The sequence below is a fragment of the Aurantiacibacter sp. MUD11 genome (assembly GCF_026967575.1).
Taxonomy (GTDB): Bacteria; Pseudomonadota; Alphaproteobacteria; order Sphingomonadales; family Sphingomonadaceae; genus Alteraurantiacibacter.
In genome coordinates, this window is the sequence record NZ_CP114054.1 from 961,389 (window position 1) to 976,684 (window position 15,296).

15 protein-coding genes and 1 other RNA gene are annotated in these 15,296 nt (G+C 65.4%); 14 read left to right on the plus strand and 2 right to left on the minus strand.

Annotated elements, in window-relative coordinates; genetic code table 11:
* The first annotated feature begins 7 nt into the window (after window positions 1–7).
* From OZN62_RS04755 to OZN62_RS04770, 4 genes are all read left to right on the plus strand, one after another.
* Window positions 8–1,219, plus strand: a complete 1,212-nt coding sequence (locus OZN62_RS04755; protein WP_269101596.1) for a hydrolase — start codon at window positions 8–10, stop codon at window positions 1,217–1,219.
* Window positions 1,216–2,229 carry an arginine N-succinyltransferase gene (locus OZN62_RS04760; RefSeq protein ID WP_269101597.1) on the plus strand — a complete coding sequence of 338 codons (1,014 nt, stop codon included), beginning with the start codon at window positions 1,216–1,218 and terminating at the stop codon, window positions 2,227–2,229. Before OZN62_RS04755 ends, OZN62_RS04760 begins: the two co-directional genes overlap by 4 nt.
* Window positions 2,226–3,479, plus strand: coding sequence for an N-succinylarginine dihydrolase (locus OZN62_RS04765; protein WP_269101598.1), 1,254 nt, complete (start codon window positions 2,226–2,228; stop codon window positions 3,477–3,479). Before OZN62_RS04760 ends, OZN62_RS04765 begins: the two co-directional genes overlap by 4 nt.
* A gap of 127 nt (window positions 3,480–3,606) precedes the next feature.
* Window positions 3,607–3,858, plus strand: coding sequence for a hypothetical protein (locus tag OZN62_RS04770; protein ID WP_269101599.1), 252 nt, complete (start codon window positions 3,607–3,609; stop codon window positions 3,856–3,858).
* Between the two features lie 49 nt (window positions 3,859–3,907).
* Here OZN62_RS04770 and ssrA read toward each other — a convergent pair.
* Together ssrA and mscL are read right to left on the minus strand one after the other, a co-directional pair.
* Window positions 3,908–4,253, minus strand: a transfer-messenger RNA (tmRNA) gene (gene ssrA / locus OZN62_RS04775).
* A 20-nt stretch (window positions 4,254–4,273) separates the two neighbouring features.
* On the minus strand, window positions 4,274–4,702 hold the full coding sequence (mscL, locus tag OZN62_RS04780) for a large conductance mechanosensitive channel protein MscL (RefSeq protein ID WP_269101600.1): 429 nt from the start codon (window positions 4,700–4,702) through the stop codon (window positions 4,274–4,276).
* Window positions 4,703–4,863: 161 nt separating this feature from the next.
* Here mscL and OZN62_RS04785 point away from each other — a divergent pair, with 161 nt between their 5' ends.
* Genes OZN62_RS04785 through OZN62_RS04830 form a run of 10 tightly spaced genes read left to right on the plus strand, consistent with a single transcriptional unit; the run spans window position 4,864 to window position 15,291 of the window.
* The gene (locus tag OZN62_RS04785; protein ID WP_269101601.1) at window positions 4,864–5,469 is read left to right on the plus strand and encodes a LemA family protein; all 606 of its coding nucleotides are present in this window, start codon (window positions 4,864–4,866) and stop codon (window positions 5,467–5,469) included.
* Window positions 5,466–6,323 (plus strand): TPM domain-containing protein, encoded by an 858-nt coding sequence (locus tag OZN62_RS04790; protein WP_269101602.1) that lies wholly within the window; start codon window positions 5,466–5,468, stop codon window positions 6,321–6,323. The genes OZN62_RS04785 and OZN62_RS04790 overlap by 4 nt, the downstream gene beginning before the upstream one ends.
* Before the next feature lies 1 nt (window position 6,324).
* The gene (locus OZN62_RS04795; RefSeq protein ID WP_269101603.1) at window positions 6,325–7,002 is read left to right on the plus strand and encodes a TPM domain-containing protein; all 678 of its coding nucleotides are present in this window, start codon (window positions 6,325–6,327) and stop codon (window positions 7,000–7,002) included.
* Window positions 7,003–7,024: 22 nt separating this feature from the next.
* The gene (locus tag OZN62_RS04800; protein WP_269101604.1) at window positions 7,025–7,570 is read left to right on the plus strand and encodes an NUDIX hydrolase; all 546 of its coding nucleotides are present in this window, start codon (window positions 7,025–7,027) and stop codon (window positions 7,568–7,570) included.
* Complete coding sequence (locus OZN62_RS04805; RefSeq protein ID WP_269101605.1) at window positions 7,567–8,496, plus strand: ketopantoate reductase family protein; 930 nt, start codon at window positions 7,567–7,569, stop codon at window positions 8,494–8,496. The genes OZN62_RS04800 and OZN62_RS04805 overlap by 4 nt, the downstream gene beginning before the upstream one ends.
* A 51-nt stretch (window positions 8,497–8,547) precedes the next feature.
* A complete protein-coding gene (locus OZN62_RS04810; RefSeq protein WP_269101606.1) occupies window positions 8,548–9,381 on the plus strand; it encodes a beta-etherase in 834 nt (277 codons plus the stop codon).
* Window positions 9,381–10,343 (plus strand): 2-hydroxyacid dehydrogenase, encoded by a 963-nt coding sequence (locus OZN62_RS04815; protein ID WP_269101607.1) that lies wholly within the window; start codon window positions 9,381–9,383, stop codon window positions 10,341–10,343. The genes OZN62_RS04810 and OZN62_RS04815 overlap by 1 nt, the downstream gene beginning before the upstream one ends.
* On the plus strand, window positions 10,340–11,188 hold the full coding sequence (locus tag OZN62_RS04820; RefSeq protein WP_269101608.1) for a P-loop NTPase fold protein: 849 nt from the start codon (window positions 10,340–10,342) through the stop codon (window positions 11,186–11,188). Before OZN62_RS04815 ends, OZN62_RS04820 begins: the two co-directional genes overlap by 4 nt.
* A 60-nt stretch (window positions 11,189–11,248) precedes the next feature.
* The gene (locus OZN62_RS04825) at window positions 11,249–13,366 is read left to right on the plus strand and encodes a PQQ-dependent dehydrogenase, methanol/ethanol family (RefSeq protein ID WP_269101609.1); all 2,118 of its coding nucleotides are present in this window, start codon (window positions 11,249–11,251) and stop codon (window positions 13,364–13,366) included.
* Window positions 13,363–15,291, plus strand: a complete 1,929-nt coding sequence (locus OZN62_RS04830) for an outer membrane protein assembly factor BamB family protein (protein WP_269101610.1) — start codon at window positions 13,363–13,365, stop codon at window positions 15,289–15,291. Before OZN62_RS04825 ends, OZN62_RS04830 begins: the two co-directional genes overlap by 4 nt.
* Window positions 15,292–15,296: the final 5 nt, after the last annotated feature.

The following is a 15,296-nucleotide window of genomic DNA, read 5'->3' on the forward strand; positions in this document are numbered from 1 at the left end:
GTTTTCGATGCAACCACTTTTGCAAACCGAACAGGCCCTGATCGAAGGGATCGACCAGCAACGCATGCTGTCGCGCACGATGGAATGGGCAGCAATCAATTCGGGAACCGCCAATCTCGAAGGCCTCGCCAAGGTGGCGGATGCGCTGGCCGAGTGCTTTTCGGCCCTGCCCGGCGAAGTGACCCTGCGCGACCCTGCGCCGGTGACGGTGGTCGACGCTGAGGGACACGAAGTCGAGAAACCGCATGGCCGCCACCTGGTGCTGTCGGTTCGCCCGGAGGCCGAGCGGCGGTTCCTGCTGACCGGCCACATGGACACCGTCTTCCCCGCCGACCACCCGTTCCAGGAGCTGACATGGCTCGATGACGACGTGCTCAACGGGCCGGGCACGGCGGACATGAAGGCCGGCCTCGCCATAATCGCCGAGGCACTTGCCGCGCTGGAAACCAGCGAGGCTGCCGCCAACATCGGCTATGACGTGATGATCAACTCGGACGAGGAGACCGGCTCGCTCTCTTCCGCCGCGCTGATCGACGAGCTGGCGCGTGGCAAGTTCGCCGCCCTCACCTATGAACCGAGCGCCCTGCCCGACGGCACGCTGGCCCATGCCCGCGGCGGCAGCGGCAACTTCACGCTCACCTTTACCGGCAAGAGCGCCCATGCCGGTCGCAATCCGCAGGATGGCCGTAACGCCATCGTGGCGGCCGCCGATTGCGCGGTACGGCTGAAGCAGATGCAGCACGCCGACCTGCCGATCAATCCAGCCAAGATTGAAGGCGGCGCGGCCAACAACGTGGTGCCCGATCACGCCGTCCTGCGCTTCAACATCCGCCCCAAGACGACCGAGGCCGCCGACGACTTCGCCCGGAACCTCGAAGCGCTCATCGAGACGCTGGCAGCCGAGCACGATCTCAAGATCGCTCTGCACGGCGGCATCTCCCGCCCGCCCAAGCCGGTCGACGAAAAAGCGCAGAAGCTGTTCGACCTTGTCCGCGATACCGGCGCCGCCTTGGGCCAGACCATTGGCTGGCAGAGCAGCGGCGGCGTTTGCGATGGCAACAATATCGCCGCCAATCACGTGCCCGTGGTCGACACCATGGGCGTGCGCGGCGGCAAGATCCATTCGCCCGACGAATTCATGATCGTGCCCTCGCTGACCGAGCGCGCGCAGCTGTCGGCCATTGTCCTCCACCGCCTTGCTACCGGAGATGTGTTGTGAGTTTCGTGATCCGCCCCGCCGTGACGGGCGATTTGCAGCACCTCTACGAGATGGCCAAGCTGACCGGCGGCGGCTTCACCAACCTGCCGCCCGATCGCAACTCGCTGACCGACAAGCTGGAAGGCTCCGAAGCAGCCTTTTCGCGTGAAGGTGACGATATCGTCGCAGAGACCTTCGTGCTGGTGCTGGAAAACACGCAGACGCATGACGTGCGCGGGACCTGCCAGGTCTTCACCGCCGTGGGGCAGCAGTATCCGTTCTATTCCTACCGCATCAGCACGCTGACGCAGTACTCGCAGGAACTGGACCGCACGGTGACGGCGGAGCTGCTGAGCCTCGTCAACGACCTTGGCGGCACCAGCGAGGTAGGCGGGCTGTTCCTGCATCCGGGTGAACGTGCAGGCGGCCTCGGGCTGTTGCTGGCGCGCAGCCGTTACCTGTTCATCGCCGCCCACCGCGAACGCTTTGGCGACCGGATCCTGGCCGAGCTGCGCGGCATCATCGACGAGCGCGGCGGCTCGCCCTTCTGGGATGCCATCGGCGGCAAGTTCTTCGGCATGAACTTTCAGGAAGCCGACGAGTTCAACGCCATCAACGGCAACCAGTTCATCGCCGACCTGATGCCCAAGCACCCGGTCTACATCGCCATGCTGGACGACGAGGCGAAGAAGGTGATCGGCCTGCCCCACCCCAGCGGCCGCGCGGCCATGCGCATGCTGGAGAACGAGGGCTTCTCCTACCAGGGCTATGTCGACATCTTCGACGGTGGCCCGACCATGCTGGCCGATACCGACAAGGTGAAGAGCATCGCCGACGCCCATCATGGCGAAGTGGTGGATGACGAGCTGGAGAAAGGCGAAAAGGCACTGATCGCCGCCGGCAAGCTCAAGGACTTCCGCTGCTGTTACGGCGCGCGTGAATTGCGCGGCGACGGCATCGCCATCGACTCGCAGGCCGCCGAACTGCTGCGCATCGGCACGGGCGACATGGTCTGGAGCATCGCGCGATGAGCCAGCTGGTCGAGATCAATTTCGACGGGCTGGTCGGCCCCAGCCACAACTACGCCGGTCTCAGCCTCGGCAATCTTGCTGCGACGAAGAACGCCGGTGCCACCAGCTATCCGCGCGCGGCCGCCCTGCAGGGCATCGCCAAGATGCGCCGCAACATGGAGCGCGGGCTGGCGCAGGGCTTCTTCCTGCCGCTGCCGCGTCCCGACACCGGCTGGCTGGAGGCGCTCGCTGCCGACGAGTCGACCGATCCGGCGCTGGTGGCCGGGGCATGGTCCGCGAGCTCGATGTGGACGGCCAATGCCGCCACCGTCAGCCCGGCTCCCGACACCCCCGATGGCACGTGCCACCTGACCGTGGCCAACCTCGTCACCATGCCGCACCGTGCGCATGAGTGGCCGGACACGCTGGCGCAATTGCGCCTTGCCTTCGCCGACACAGCACATTTCACCGTGCACGACCCGGTGCCGCCCTGTTTCGGTGACGAGGGAGCGGCCAACCACATGCGGTTCGCGCCCAGCCATGGCGAGCAAGGCCTCGAGGTCTTCGTCTATGGCAAGCGCGGCGGACGCTTCCCCGCGCGCCAGCACGAGGAGGCGAGCCGCATCGTCGCGCGCAAGCACGGCCTCGATCCGGCGCAGTGCCTGTTCGTCGAGCAGAACCCCGATGCCATCGCCGCCGGTGCCTTCCACAATGACGTGGTGGCCGTGGCCAACGAGAACGTGCTGTTCGCCCATGCGCAGGCCTTCGCCGATCCGCAGGGAACCTACGACGCGATCACTGCCCGCTGTCCCGGCGTGCAGGTGGTGGAAGTGCCGGCCGACCGCGTCTCGCTGGCCGAAGCGGTTTCGTCCTACCTGTTCAACGCGCAACTGCTGACCCCGCCCTCTGGCGAGATGACGCTGGTGGTGCCGGAGGAATGCCGCGAAAGTGCGCCGGTATGGTCCTGGTTGCAGGACATGCTCGCGGGCAATGGGCCGATCCGCCATGTCGACGTGGTCGACGTGCGGCAGTCCATGGCCAACGGCGGCGGCCCCGCCTGCCTGCGCCTGCGCGTCGTGGCCGATCCGGCAAGGGTCGATCCGCGGTTCATGCTGGATGCCGACAAGGCTTCACGTCTGGAAGAAGTGGTCTCGCAATACTGGCCGGAGAGCATCGACACTGCCGACGTCGGCAAGGACAGCCTCGCCGCCGATATCCGCAGGGCGCGTGGCAAGCTGCTGGACGTGCTGGGCATCACCGAACTCGCCTGACCCCGCCTGTCGGCAAGGCTTACACCTGTCGGTCTGCCTTACACTCGCTTGACTCTTAACCATGAAAATGGCGGAATTCCGCCATTGGCACGGGGTTTGCGATTGCAAGTGTTAAGAAAGGCGAGAGATGTTCAGGAAGATCGGCAGGCTGTTTGTAATCAAGACCCGCTTCGAGGCGTTCCTGATCATCTATGCCCTCGCGCTCGGCGCGATGGATCGCGGCACGCATTACCTCGCGCAGTTCCCGGGCTGGGGCGGCTACCTGCTGATGGCCGCTTGCAGCGGCGCAGTATTCCTGGGCGGCGCGAAGATCCTTGATTGCCTGGAGCACGAACGCGCCGCGAAAGAGGCCGCCAAGGCCATCCCGGAAAAAATCTGACCATCTGGGAAGGGTGGAGGATTCTGTTGCTAGGCTCCTCCGGGCCCCCGGAATCCGCTTCTGTTGCCCCGTGGGTCCAACGGCGCTTAAGCTTTGTAAATTCAGTCCGTTAGGACGTAAAATTACGCAGCGATAGCGAGTGCTTCGTTATCGTTGGCACTTGTGTGTTTTGAACAGTTTTACGGGATACTCAGCCCGAGCAAAAACACCGTCTTTCAGCACACGTCGATCCTGGTTCGGCCCCGTCAGAAGATGCTGTTTTCACAGCACGTTTTGGTGGAGCCGCCGGGTACTGCCCCCGGGTCCGTTGTACCTATTACACGGCGCAATTTATCGCCATAGCCCGCAAAAACGGGCAGGATCCATATAGGCCCTGCCCGCTTAATGTGAAGTGTATGGTGTTGGCTGAAGAAGCCTACTTCTTCAGCGCGTCACGGATTTCCGTCAGCAGCTCGATCTCGGTCGGGCCGGCCGGCGCTTCCGGTGCGGCTTCCTCTTCCTTCTCGAAGCGCTCCTGCACCTTCTTGGCGTAGCGAACCAGCATGAAGATGACGAAGGCCAGAATCAGGAAGTTGATCACCGTCGAGACGAAGGCGCCCCAGGCGAGCACGTTGGCCCCGGCTTCACGCGCGGCTTCCAGTGACATGCCGGCTTCGACTTCTCCGCTCAGCACGATGTACTTGTCGCTGAAATCCACTTCGCCGAACACGGCGCCCACCAACGGCATGATCAGGTCGCTGGTCATCGAGGCGACGATCGTGGCGAATGCGCCAGCGATGATCACCGCGACGGCGAGTTCCATCACGTTGCCCTTGGCAATAAACTCCTTGAAATCCTTCAGCATCAGGCGGTCCCCTTACCTTGTGTTTTGAACCTGTCGCAACGGTCTGCCAAACGGAGAAACATCGCACAAGGGCACGGGCCACTCCTTGTAACCGGACCGAACCGTGCTATATAGGCAACACACCCACAGGGTTTCTCAGGGATTTTGGAGGATTACGCGCGATGTTCAAACGTCTTGCCACGCTGCTGACTGTCGTCTTCGGCAGTCTTGCCCTTGCCGCCTGCGGCATCAACTCGGTGCCCCGCGCAGAGGAAAACGCCAAGGCTAAGTGGGCTGACGTGGAAGCCGCCTTCCAGGAACGCGCGAACCTGCTGGGGAACCTGCAGGAAATCACCATGGCCGGCTCCGAGGAAGAGCGCGAGACGCTGGAAAGCGTGATCGAAGCGCGCGCCTCCGCCACCCGCCCGGAGATCCGTCTTGATGCCGACGACCTGACCGACCCGGCAAAAATGGCGCAGTACCAGCAGGCACAGAACAGCTTCGGCGGCGCCCTCTCGCGCCTGATGGTGGTGCAGGAACAGTACCCCGAGCTGCAGAGCCAGCAGAACTTCGGCCGCATGATGATCCAGGTCGAAGGCATCGAAAACCGCATCCGTATCGCCATCCGCGACTACAACGAGGCGGTTCGCCAGTATAACACCACGATCCGCACCTTCCCCGACATCATCGGCGCGAACATCATCCACGGTGCGGAACCGATGGTGTCCTACGAAGCCGTCACCGAAGGCGCCGAAGTCGCCGAAGAACTCGACATGCGCAGCGAGTGAGGCTGGTTAAGCGACATAACCCGCTGCTGCGGCACATCATCGTCCTGCTCAGCGCCCTGGTGGCGTTGAGCTGGGCGAGCCTTGCCGCTGCCCAGCCGAACTTCCCCGAGCGCGGCACCGCGCCCGTGGTGGACCAGGCGAACATCATCGATGACGTAACCGAAGCACGACTGACGCAGCAGCTCGACGAGTTCGAGGAGCGCAACCAGCGCCAGTTCGTGATCGCCACGGTCAACAGCCTCGATGGCTATGACATTGCCGACTACGGCTACCAACTGGGCCGGCACTGGGCACTCGGCGATGCCGAGAACAACGACGGCATCATCCTGCTGGTCGCGCCCAACGAGAAGCGCATGCGGGTGGAAGTGGGTTACGGCCTCGAACCAATCATCCCCGACGGCCTGGCATTCGAATATATAGAGGGGATGCGGTCCTATTTCCGCAACGGCGATTTCTCCGGCGGCATCGAGTGGGCCGCGAACGAGATTATCACCCAGCTGGAACTCCCGCCCGAAGAGGCGGCAGCCATCGCCCAGGCAGCCGGTCAGCAGCGACAGAGCGAAGGTGGCTTCCCCATCGGCACGCTCATCTGGCTGGGCTTCGTCTTCTTCTTCTTCGTCCTGCCGATGATCGGTGGCCGTGGTCGGCGCTATCGCCGCAGCGGCGTCGGCGGCGTGGTGGGCGACATCATCCTGTGGGAAGCCGGCAAGGCCATCGCCCGCGGCGCCTCCGGAGGTCGCAGCAGCGGCTGGGGTGGCGGCGGCTGGGGCGGCGGAGGCGGCTTCGGCGGTGGCGGAGGCTTCTCCGGCGGCGGCGGATCATTCGGGGGCGGCGGCGCCTCGGGAGGCTGGTGACATGCCCATTCTCGACGAAGCACAGCACAAGATCGTTTCCGATGCGGTGGGCGAGGCAGAACTCACCACCAGCGGCGAAATCGTGCCCGTCCTGGCCGAGGCGTCCGACGGGTATTCCGACATCGCCTTCTTCTGGGCCGCGGTCGCCTCTTTCACGGCGATGAGCCTGCTGATCGCCTTCCCCGAACTGACCACGGCCAAGTGGGACTGGCTGTTCGGCGCCGGCTGGGAAGGCGACTGGACGCTGGCCGAATTCGCTACGCTGGTGGTCGGCTTCGGCCTCGTAAAGTTCGTCGGCGTATGGCTGTTCCTGCTGATCCCTGCGATCCGCTTCGCCCTCGTCCCCGGCCCGGTGAAACGGCAGCGCGTGCGCGCCGGGGCCGTGCGGCATTTCAAGGTCGGCGCCGATGGCCGCACCCATGGCCGAACAGGTGTGCTGCTCTATCTCTCGATGCGCGAACACCGTGCGGAGATCGTCGCGGACGAGCCGATTCACGAGAAGGTCGATCCCGAAGTCTGGGGCGAGGCCATGGCCGACATGCTCGACGAAATCCGCAAGGGCTGCATCGCCGAGGGCATCGCGGCGGGCGTGCGCGACGTGGGCAAGGTGCTGTCCGAACACTTCCCGCGCAACGATCACGACACCAACGAGCTGCCGGATCGCTTGATCGAGCTGTAAGCCTTCGATAGCGCAGCGCGCCATGACAACGCCTGACGCTGACGCGCCCGAGGAAATCACCTGGCAGGGCAAGTGGATCACCGCCAAGAAGCGCGGCCGCTGGGAATATGCTAGCCGCGCCCGCAACATCCGCGCCGCCGTGATCCTGGCGGTGGAAGACGGCGAGATCCTGCTGGTCGAGCAATATCGCGTACCGCTGGGCCAGCCGTGCCTCGAACTGCCTGCCGGCCTGATCGGTGACGACGACGGCGGCGAGGACGACGATCCGCTGAGCGCCGCCAAGCGCGAGCTGGAGGAAGAGACCGGCTACCAGGCTGCCGAATGGCAGGACCTGGGTGAATTCTACTCCTCCCCCGGCATGATCAGCGAGAGTTTCACCCTGCTCAAGGCAACCGGCCTCACCAAGGTGTCCGAGGGTGGCGGCACCGATGGAGAGAACATCACCGTCCACCGCGTGAAACTGGCCGAATTTCCGCAAGTCCTGTCCGAATTCCGCAAGGGCGGCGTCGGCATCGACACGCGGATGCTGCTGGCGCTCGGTCCGCACATACTGGGAGATATTGCATGAAGGTTGCCGTACTTGGAGCGGGCGCGATGGGCTGCCTGTTCGGCGCTGCCTTCCATCGCGCAGGGGCACAGGTGACCCTGGTCGACGTCAACCGCGGGCACATCGACGCGATCAATGCCGACGGGCTGGAAGTGGACCTGCGCAGCGGCGTCGAACGCCTGCCGATTGCGGCCGCCCTGCCCAACGCGCTGACCGACAAGGTCGACCTGGTGGTGGTCTTCACCAAGACCTTTCACACGCAGGCCGCGCTCGAAGGCATCTCCGCCGTCATCGGCGAGCACACGCACCTGCTCAGCCTGCAGAACGGCCTCGGCAACGACAAGCGACTGGCCGGGTTCGTCAGCGACGAGCGCGTGCTGGTGGGGGCCAGCATGCTGCCGAGCGACATGGTCGGACCGGGACGCATCCGCAGCCATGGCGAGGGCTATTCCAAGCTCTATCCGGCTTTCGGCAAGGACACCTCATTTGCACTTGAGGTATGCGAAACGTTGACCAGCGGCGGACTGGAAACGGTGCTCGACCCGAAAATCCACGAGGTGATCTGGTCCAAGGCAATCTTCAACGCGACCATGAACCCGCTGTGCGCGCTAACCCGCCGCACGCCCGGTTTCCTGGGCGCCAATCCGGAATCGCGCGCCACCATTCGCGCTGCCGTGGCAGAGGGCATTGCGACAGCGCATGCCAATGGCGTGATGCTGGATGGCCAGCCGATCTACGACCTGACCGAAGTCAGCATGACCGATCATGCCGACCATGAGCCTTCGATGCTGCAGGACCTGCACGCCGGGCGCCGGACAGAGGTCGATGCGCTCAACGGCGCAATCGTGGCGGCGGCGAAGGCGAAAGGCGTGGCCGCACCGGTGCTGGAAACGCTCGGCAACCTGGTGAAACTGGAAGAAGCCAAGCTCGCCGACGCCGCTCGTTGACTTTGCCCGGATTGTCTTTAGCACCCTCTCCCGAAGAGGAGAGGCGCTGACATGGCGAACAACAACACCATCACCTTTTACGACCTGCAGGTCTCCACCGGCGCGACGATCAGCCCGTTCGTCTGGGCCACCAAGTTCGCACTGAAGCACAAGGGCTTCGATATCGACGTTGTCGAAGGCGGCTTCACCGGCATCATGGAGCGCACCGGCGGCAAGACCGAACGCCTCCCCGCCATCGTCGACGATGGCAAGTGGGTGCTCGATAGCTGGGGCATCGTCGAATACCTCGACGAAACCTATCCGGACCGCCCGACCCTGATCCCGCACGAAAGCGTGGCAACCATGCTGAAGGCGCTCGACGCGTGGTTCTGGGGCGCGGCCGTGGGTCCGTGGATGCGCTGCTTCTGTGCCGACTACCGCGATATCTGCTACGAGCACGACAAGGACTACGTCACCACATCGCGCGCGGTGATGCTGGGCGGCAAGCTGGAGGACGTGCAGGCCGGGCGCGAGGATCGCCTGCCTGCCATTTCCGCCGCGCTGGAGCCGCTGCGACTGGCTCTGCGCGAGTCCGATTTCCTCGGCGGTTCCTCGCCGAACTATGCCGACTATCGCATCATCGGCGGCTTCCTGTGGCTGGCCTCGCTGGCGCAGACCCCGGCATTGGCGTCGGACGATCCGCTGCGCGGCTGGTACGAGCGCGTGTGCGACCTCTACGGCGGCCTGGGCAACCACCCCGGCCTGTTCCCGATCTTCGGTTTGGAACAGCGCGGGGGCGACCCGGACCTGTTCATTCGTGAAGCCGGCAAGGGCGGCATCTTCAAGCGCAACACCGGCCCGGCTTCGACCCAGGCGGAAACCAAGATGATCGGCAAGCCCAACTGATGGAGCGCCTCAAGGTCCTCGTTACCCGCCGCTGGCCGGAGGCTGTCGAACGTGCGCTGGGCGAGCGTTTCGAGGTGGTGCTGAACGGCACTGACAAGCCGCTGAGCCAGTCCGAACTGGCTACAGCCATGGCCGAGTTCGACGTTCTGGCACCTACCGTGTCGGACCGCATCGATGCCGCTGTCATCAACGGTGGTGATCGCTGCAAGCTGATCGCCAACTACGGCGTTGGCTTCGATCACATCGACCTCGCGGCGGCCAAGGCGAAAGGCATTGCCGTATCCAACACGCCCGGCGTGCTGACCGATGCCACCGCTGACCTCGCCCTGACGCTGATCCTGATGGCGGCACGCCGCGCGGGCGAAGGCGAGCGCGAATTACGTGCCGGCAAGTGGAGCGGCTGGCGACCGACGCACCTGATCGGCAGCGCGCTGAAGGGCAAGGTACTGGGCGTGGTCGGCTTCGGTCGGATCGGGCAGGCAACGGCAGAGCGCGCGCATCACGGTTTCGGCATGACAATCGCCTATTTCGCGCGTCGCCCGAGCGCGGCAGCGGAAGCACTGGATGCGGAATTCTGCCCGGACCTCGAAGTCCTGCTGACCAAGTCGGACTTCGTCTCCCTGCATGTGCCCGGCGGCGGCGAGACGGCGAACCTGATCGACGCCAAGGCCATCGCGGCGATGAAGCCGGGCAGCTACCTGATCAACACCGCGCGCGGTGGCGTGGTGGACCACGATGCCCTGGCCGCGGCGCTGAAGTCCGGTCATCTCGCCGGCGCCGGGCTGGACGTCTACCCGCAGGAACCACAGGTGCCCGAAGCCCTGCTCGAGCTGGAAAATGTCGTCCTGCTCCCGCACCTCGGCAGCGCCAATGCGGAAACGCGCGAGGCGATGGGAATGCGGGCATTGGCCAATATCGAGGCTTTCGCCGCCGGTGAGGATTTGCCAGACCGCGTGGCATGAGTGACCCCGTTGCCGCGCTGATCGCGTCCGAAAACCTGCCAGCCGATTATGCCGACATCGTCGAGCAGCACTGGAAGCCGCTGGCCACCCGCATTGCCCGCATGCCCGCTGCTCGCGCGCCGCTGGTGATCGGCATCAACGGGGCGCAGGGTTCGGGCAAGTCCACGCTGTGCAAGTTCCTGGAGGTGTTGCTGGCGAAGCGGCAGATCCGCGCCGTCACGCTCTCGCTCGACGATCTCTACCTGACCAAGGCGGAACGCCAGCAACTGGCCGACGAGGTGCACCCGCTGTTCGCCACGCGCGGCGTGCCGGGCACCCATGCCGTGGGCTTGGGCCTAGCCGTCCTGGAGGAAATCCTTGCCGGACGCCCCTTCGACCTGCCGCGCTTCGACAAGGCCACGGACGACCGCGCCGAACACGGCGAGCGCATCACCGGCCCGGTCGACGTGCTGTTGCTGGAAGGCTGGTGTGTCGGGGCCAAGCCGCAGGATGCCGAGGCGCTGGCGGAACCGGTGAACGACCTCGAGGCGGAAGAAGACCCCGACGGCTTGTGGCGCGGCCTCGTCAACCACTGGCTGTCCGAGGACTATGCCAAACTGTTCGACCAGATCGACCTGCTGGTGATGCTGAAGGTCGACAGCTTCGACGACGTGCTGCGCAATCGCACCTTGCAGGAAGAGAAGTTGGCCAAGGCCAATCCCGAGGCGCCCGGCCTGATGGACGAAGCCGCCCTCGCCCGCTTCTGCGCGCATTACGAGCGGCTGACCCGGCACATGCTGGAAGAAATGCCGGGGCGCGCGGATGTCGTCATCCCCATCGGCGCGGACCAACGCCCAAAAGATTGACTTTGCCCGATAGACAGCCGCGAACACCGGCCCTAATCTCCCGCGCGGGGAGAAGGACGAATGATTTCACGGCAGATTCTGGGCTTGGCGGCACTGGCCGGTGCACTGGCGATTGGCGGGTGCTCGGACGCCGCGCGCGATGCCGGCGATGTCACGCAGGAACGCCTGCTCGCCGCTGACAGCGATGCCGACAACTGGCTCAGCCACGGGCGCACCTGGAACGAGGATCGCTTCAGTCCGCTCAGCCAGATCAACGCCGACAACGTCGATCGGCTCGGCCTCGCCTTTGCGGTCGAGTTCGACACCAATCGCGGGCAGGAAGCGACGCCCATCGTCGTCGACGGGGTGATGTATGTCTCCACCGCCTGGTCGAAGGTGATGGCGCTGGATGCGGCCACCGGCGAACAGCTGTGGTTCTACGATCCCGAAGTCGACGGCGCGAAGGGCGCGCATGCCTGCTGCGACGTGGTGAACCGCGGCGTCGCGGTGTGGGAAGGCAAGGTCTACGTCGGTACCATCGACGGGCGACTGGTGGCGCTGGATGCGGCCACCGGCGAGGAAATCTGGGACATCGTCACCGTCAACCAGGAGCAGCCCTACACCATCACCAGCGCCCCGCGCGTGGTGAAGGACAAGGTAATCATCGGCAATTCCGGCGGCGAGTTCGGCGTGCGCGGCTATGTCTCCGCCTACGACACCGACAGCGGCGAGCTGGTCTGGCGTTTCTACACCGTGCCTGGCAACCCGGCCGACGGACCTGACGGCGCGGCTTCGGATGCCGTGTTCGAGCAGTTCGCCACCGAGACCTGGGCCGGCGAATGGTGGGAAATGGGCGGTGGCGGCACCGTGTGGGACTCCATCGTCTACGACGCGGAGCTGGACCAACTGCTGGTGGGTGTCGGCAACGGCTCCCCCTGGAACCACCGCGCGCGCAGCAATGGCGAAGGGGACAACCTCTTCCTCACCTCGATCCTCTCGCTCGATCCCGACACCGGGGAATACAACTGGCACTATCAGCAGAACCCCGGCGAAACCTGGGACTATACCGCCACCCAGCAGATGACGCTGACCACCATGGAGGTGGACGGCGAGGATGTGCCGGTGGTGATGCAGGCGCCCAAGAACGCCTTCTTCTACGTGATCGACCGCCGCGACGGATCGCTGGTCAGCGCGGAACCCTACGTGCCGCAGAACTGGGCCGAGCGGATCGATCTGGAGACCGGCCGCCCGGTCGAAATCCCCGAAGCGCGCTATGCCGATGCGCCCTACTACATCTACCCCAGCGGGCTGGGCGCACACGCCTATCACCCGATGAGCTATTCGCCGCAGACCGGCCTCGTCTACATCCCCGCGATGGAGACGCCCTCGGCCTATCTCGACGACGTCAATTACACCCGCAATATCGGCCGCTGGAACACCGGCGTCGTGTTCCTGACCCCGCCGGAAGGACTGGTGCCCGGCGACACACCGGAGGCGCGCCGCGCCTATGTCACCGCCAATACCCGAGGCAAGCTGTTGGCGTGGGATCCGGTGGCGCAGGAGGAACGCTGGTCGATCGAGCGTGACTGGCCTTGGAACGGCGGCACGCTGGCAACGGCGGGCAACCTTGTATTCCAGGGCCTGCCGGATGGCACCTTCAACGCCTACAACGCCGAGGACGGCACCCCGCTGTGGAGCTTCAACGGCGAACGCGGCATCGTCGCGGGTGCGATTTCCTACGCCGTGGACGGGACACAGTATGTCGCCATCGTCGCCGGCTATGGCGGCTCCATGGGCATGGCCAGCCAGACCGACTGGATGCGCCGCCCGCCGCCCAACGGCATGCTGTTCGTGTTCAAGCTGGATGGCGACGCGCCCTACACGCCGCTGCCGCCGCATGTGCCCGCGCCCTATGTCGCGACCGACGAGACCTTCGATGCAGCGACCGTGGCCATGGGGCAGCAGGCCTACCTCGGCTTCTGCACCATCTGCCATAACGGCCCGGTCAACCCGAACCTGATGCGCAGCGTCTATGCCACCAATGCCGAGGCCTGGAACGCTGTGGTGATGGAAGGCAGCCTGTCGGATAACGGCATGGTCAGCTTCGCGCCCTGGATCAGCGCCGAGCAGTCCGAGGCCATCCGCGCCTATGTGCTGTCCGAAGCCGCTCGCCGCGCCGCCGAGGAGGACAACGAATGAGGCTGGCCGCTACCCTGCTGGCAGGCGCCCTGCTCACCGTTCCCGTCGCCGCGCAGGAAGAACCCGCCGACGGCGACTGGCCGCACTACGCGCGCAACCATGCGGGCCAGCGCTATGCGCCGCTGGCCGACATCAATCGCGACAACATCGACCGGATCGAGCGCGCCTGGGAGTATCGCCTGCGCCCCGATGGGGGCGGTCTGATCCTCGCCGGCACCGTGCCGAGCGTGGTCGACGGGGTGATGTACCTGCCGCTGGGCAATGCGGTGGTGGCGCTGGAGGCACATACCGGCCGCGAGATCTGGCGGCACGAAATCGAGGGAACGACCGTTCGCCGGCGCGTCACCTACTGGGCCGGCGACGGCGATACCGGCGCGCGGCTCTATTATAACGGCGGCAACGAGATCGTCGCCATCAGCGCCGAGACGGGCGAGATCGTCGACAGCTTCGGCGAACAGGGGCGCGTCGGGTTCGAGGTGCGCTATTCCTATCCGCCCAGCATTTTCGGCGACGTGCTGGTGATCGGGGCCTCCACCCCTGAACTGCCCACCGGCCCGCTCGGCAATTCCAAGGGTTACGACGCGCGAACGGGAGAATTGCTGTGGGATTTCAACACCGTGCCCCAGCCGGGCGAGGTCGGTCACGAGACCTGGCTGGACGACGGCTGGCGCGATCGCCCCGGCAACAACATGTGGGTATGGTACATGACCGGCGATATCGACACCGGCATGATCTACATGACGCTCGGCTCGCCCGCGCCGAACTATTACGGCGGGGACCGTCCGGGCGACAACCTGTTCGGCAATTCCATCCTGGCGGTGGATGCGCGCACCGGCGAATATCGCTGGCACTTCCAGACCATCCACCATGACCTGTGGGACTGGGACCTGCCCGCCCCGCCGGTGCTGGTGGACGTCGAGGTGGATGGCGAGACCGTCCCTGCCCTCGCCCAGACCGGCAAGCCCGGCCTCATGTACATCCTCGATCGCCGTACCGGCGAGCCGGTGCACGGCGTGAACGAGATGCTGGTCGCCGCAGCCGATGTGCCGGGCGAATGGTATTCGCCGACACAGCCCATCCCGGTCGCGCCCGAACCGCTCAGCCGCATGTGGTGGGATCCGACTGACGTGGTGACCGAGGACGACACCAATGCCGAGCATGTCGCCGCCTGCCATGCGCTGCTCGACAGCTATGGTGGCACCTTCTTCAACGCCGGGCCATTCACGCCCTTCTTCCTGCACGAGGACGGCGACGAACCGCGCGCCAGCATCAACCTGCCGCACAACGGAGGCTCCAACTGGGGCGGCAGCGCGGTCGATCCGGCTACCGGCTACGTCTACGTCAACACGACGGAAAGCGGCTCTATCGGCTGGATCGAGGAGCGCGATCCGGAGGGGAACTACGGCCGCGGCACGGCGGCTTCGACGCAGCTTTACGACCGCGGTTCGCTGAGCGGCCCCGGCGCCTATTCGAGTTTCTCCGCCAGCTTCACGGCCGAGGACGGCAGCCTGGTCACCCTGCCCTGCATCCGCCCGCCCTGGGGACGGCTGGTGGCAGTCGACGCCAATACCGGCGAGGTGGCCTGGGCCACCCACCTCGGCACGACGCCCGCGCTCGGCGAGGACAAGCAGGACACCGGCTCCAACAACACCTTCGGCGGACCGATGGTGACCGCCGGCGGCCTCGTATTTATCGGCGCGACCGATGACGGCGTGTTCCGGGCCTTCGATGCCGCGACCGGAGAGATCGTCTGGGAAGAGCGGCTCGACTACGCCGCGCACACCGTTCCCATGAGCTACCGCGGGGCCGACGGGCGGCAATACATCGCCGTGGTTGCCGCCGGCTCGGGCTTCGGACCGCCGGTGGTGGGACCGAACGGCCCGCTCAACAATGAAAGCCTGATCACCTGGGCACTGCCGGAGTAAGCATC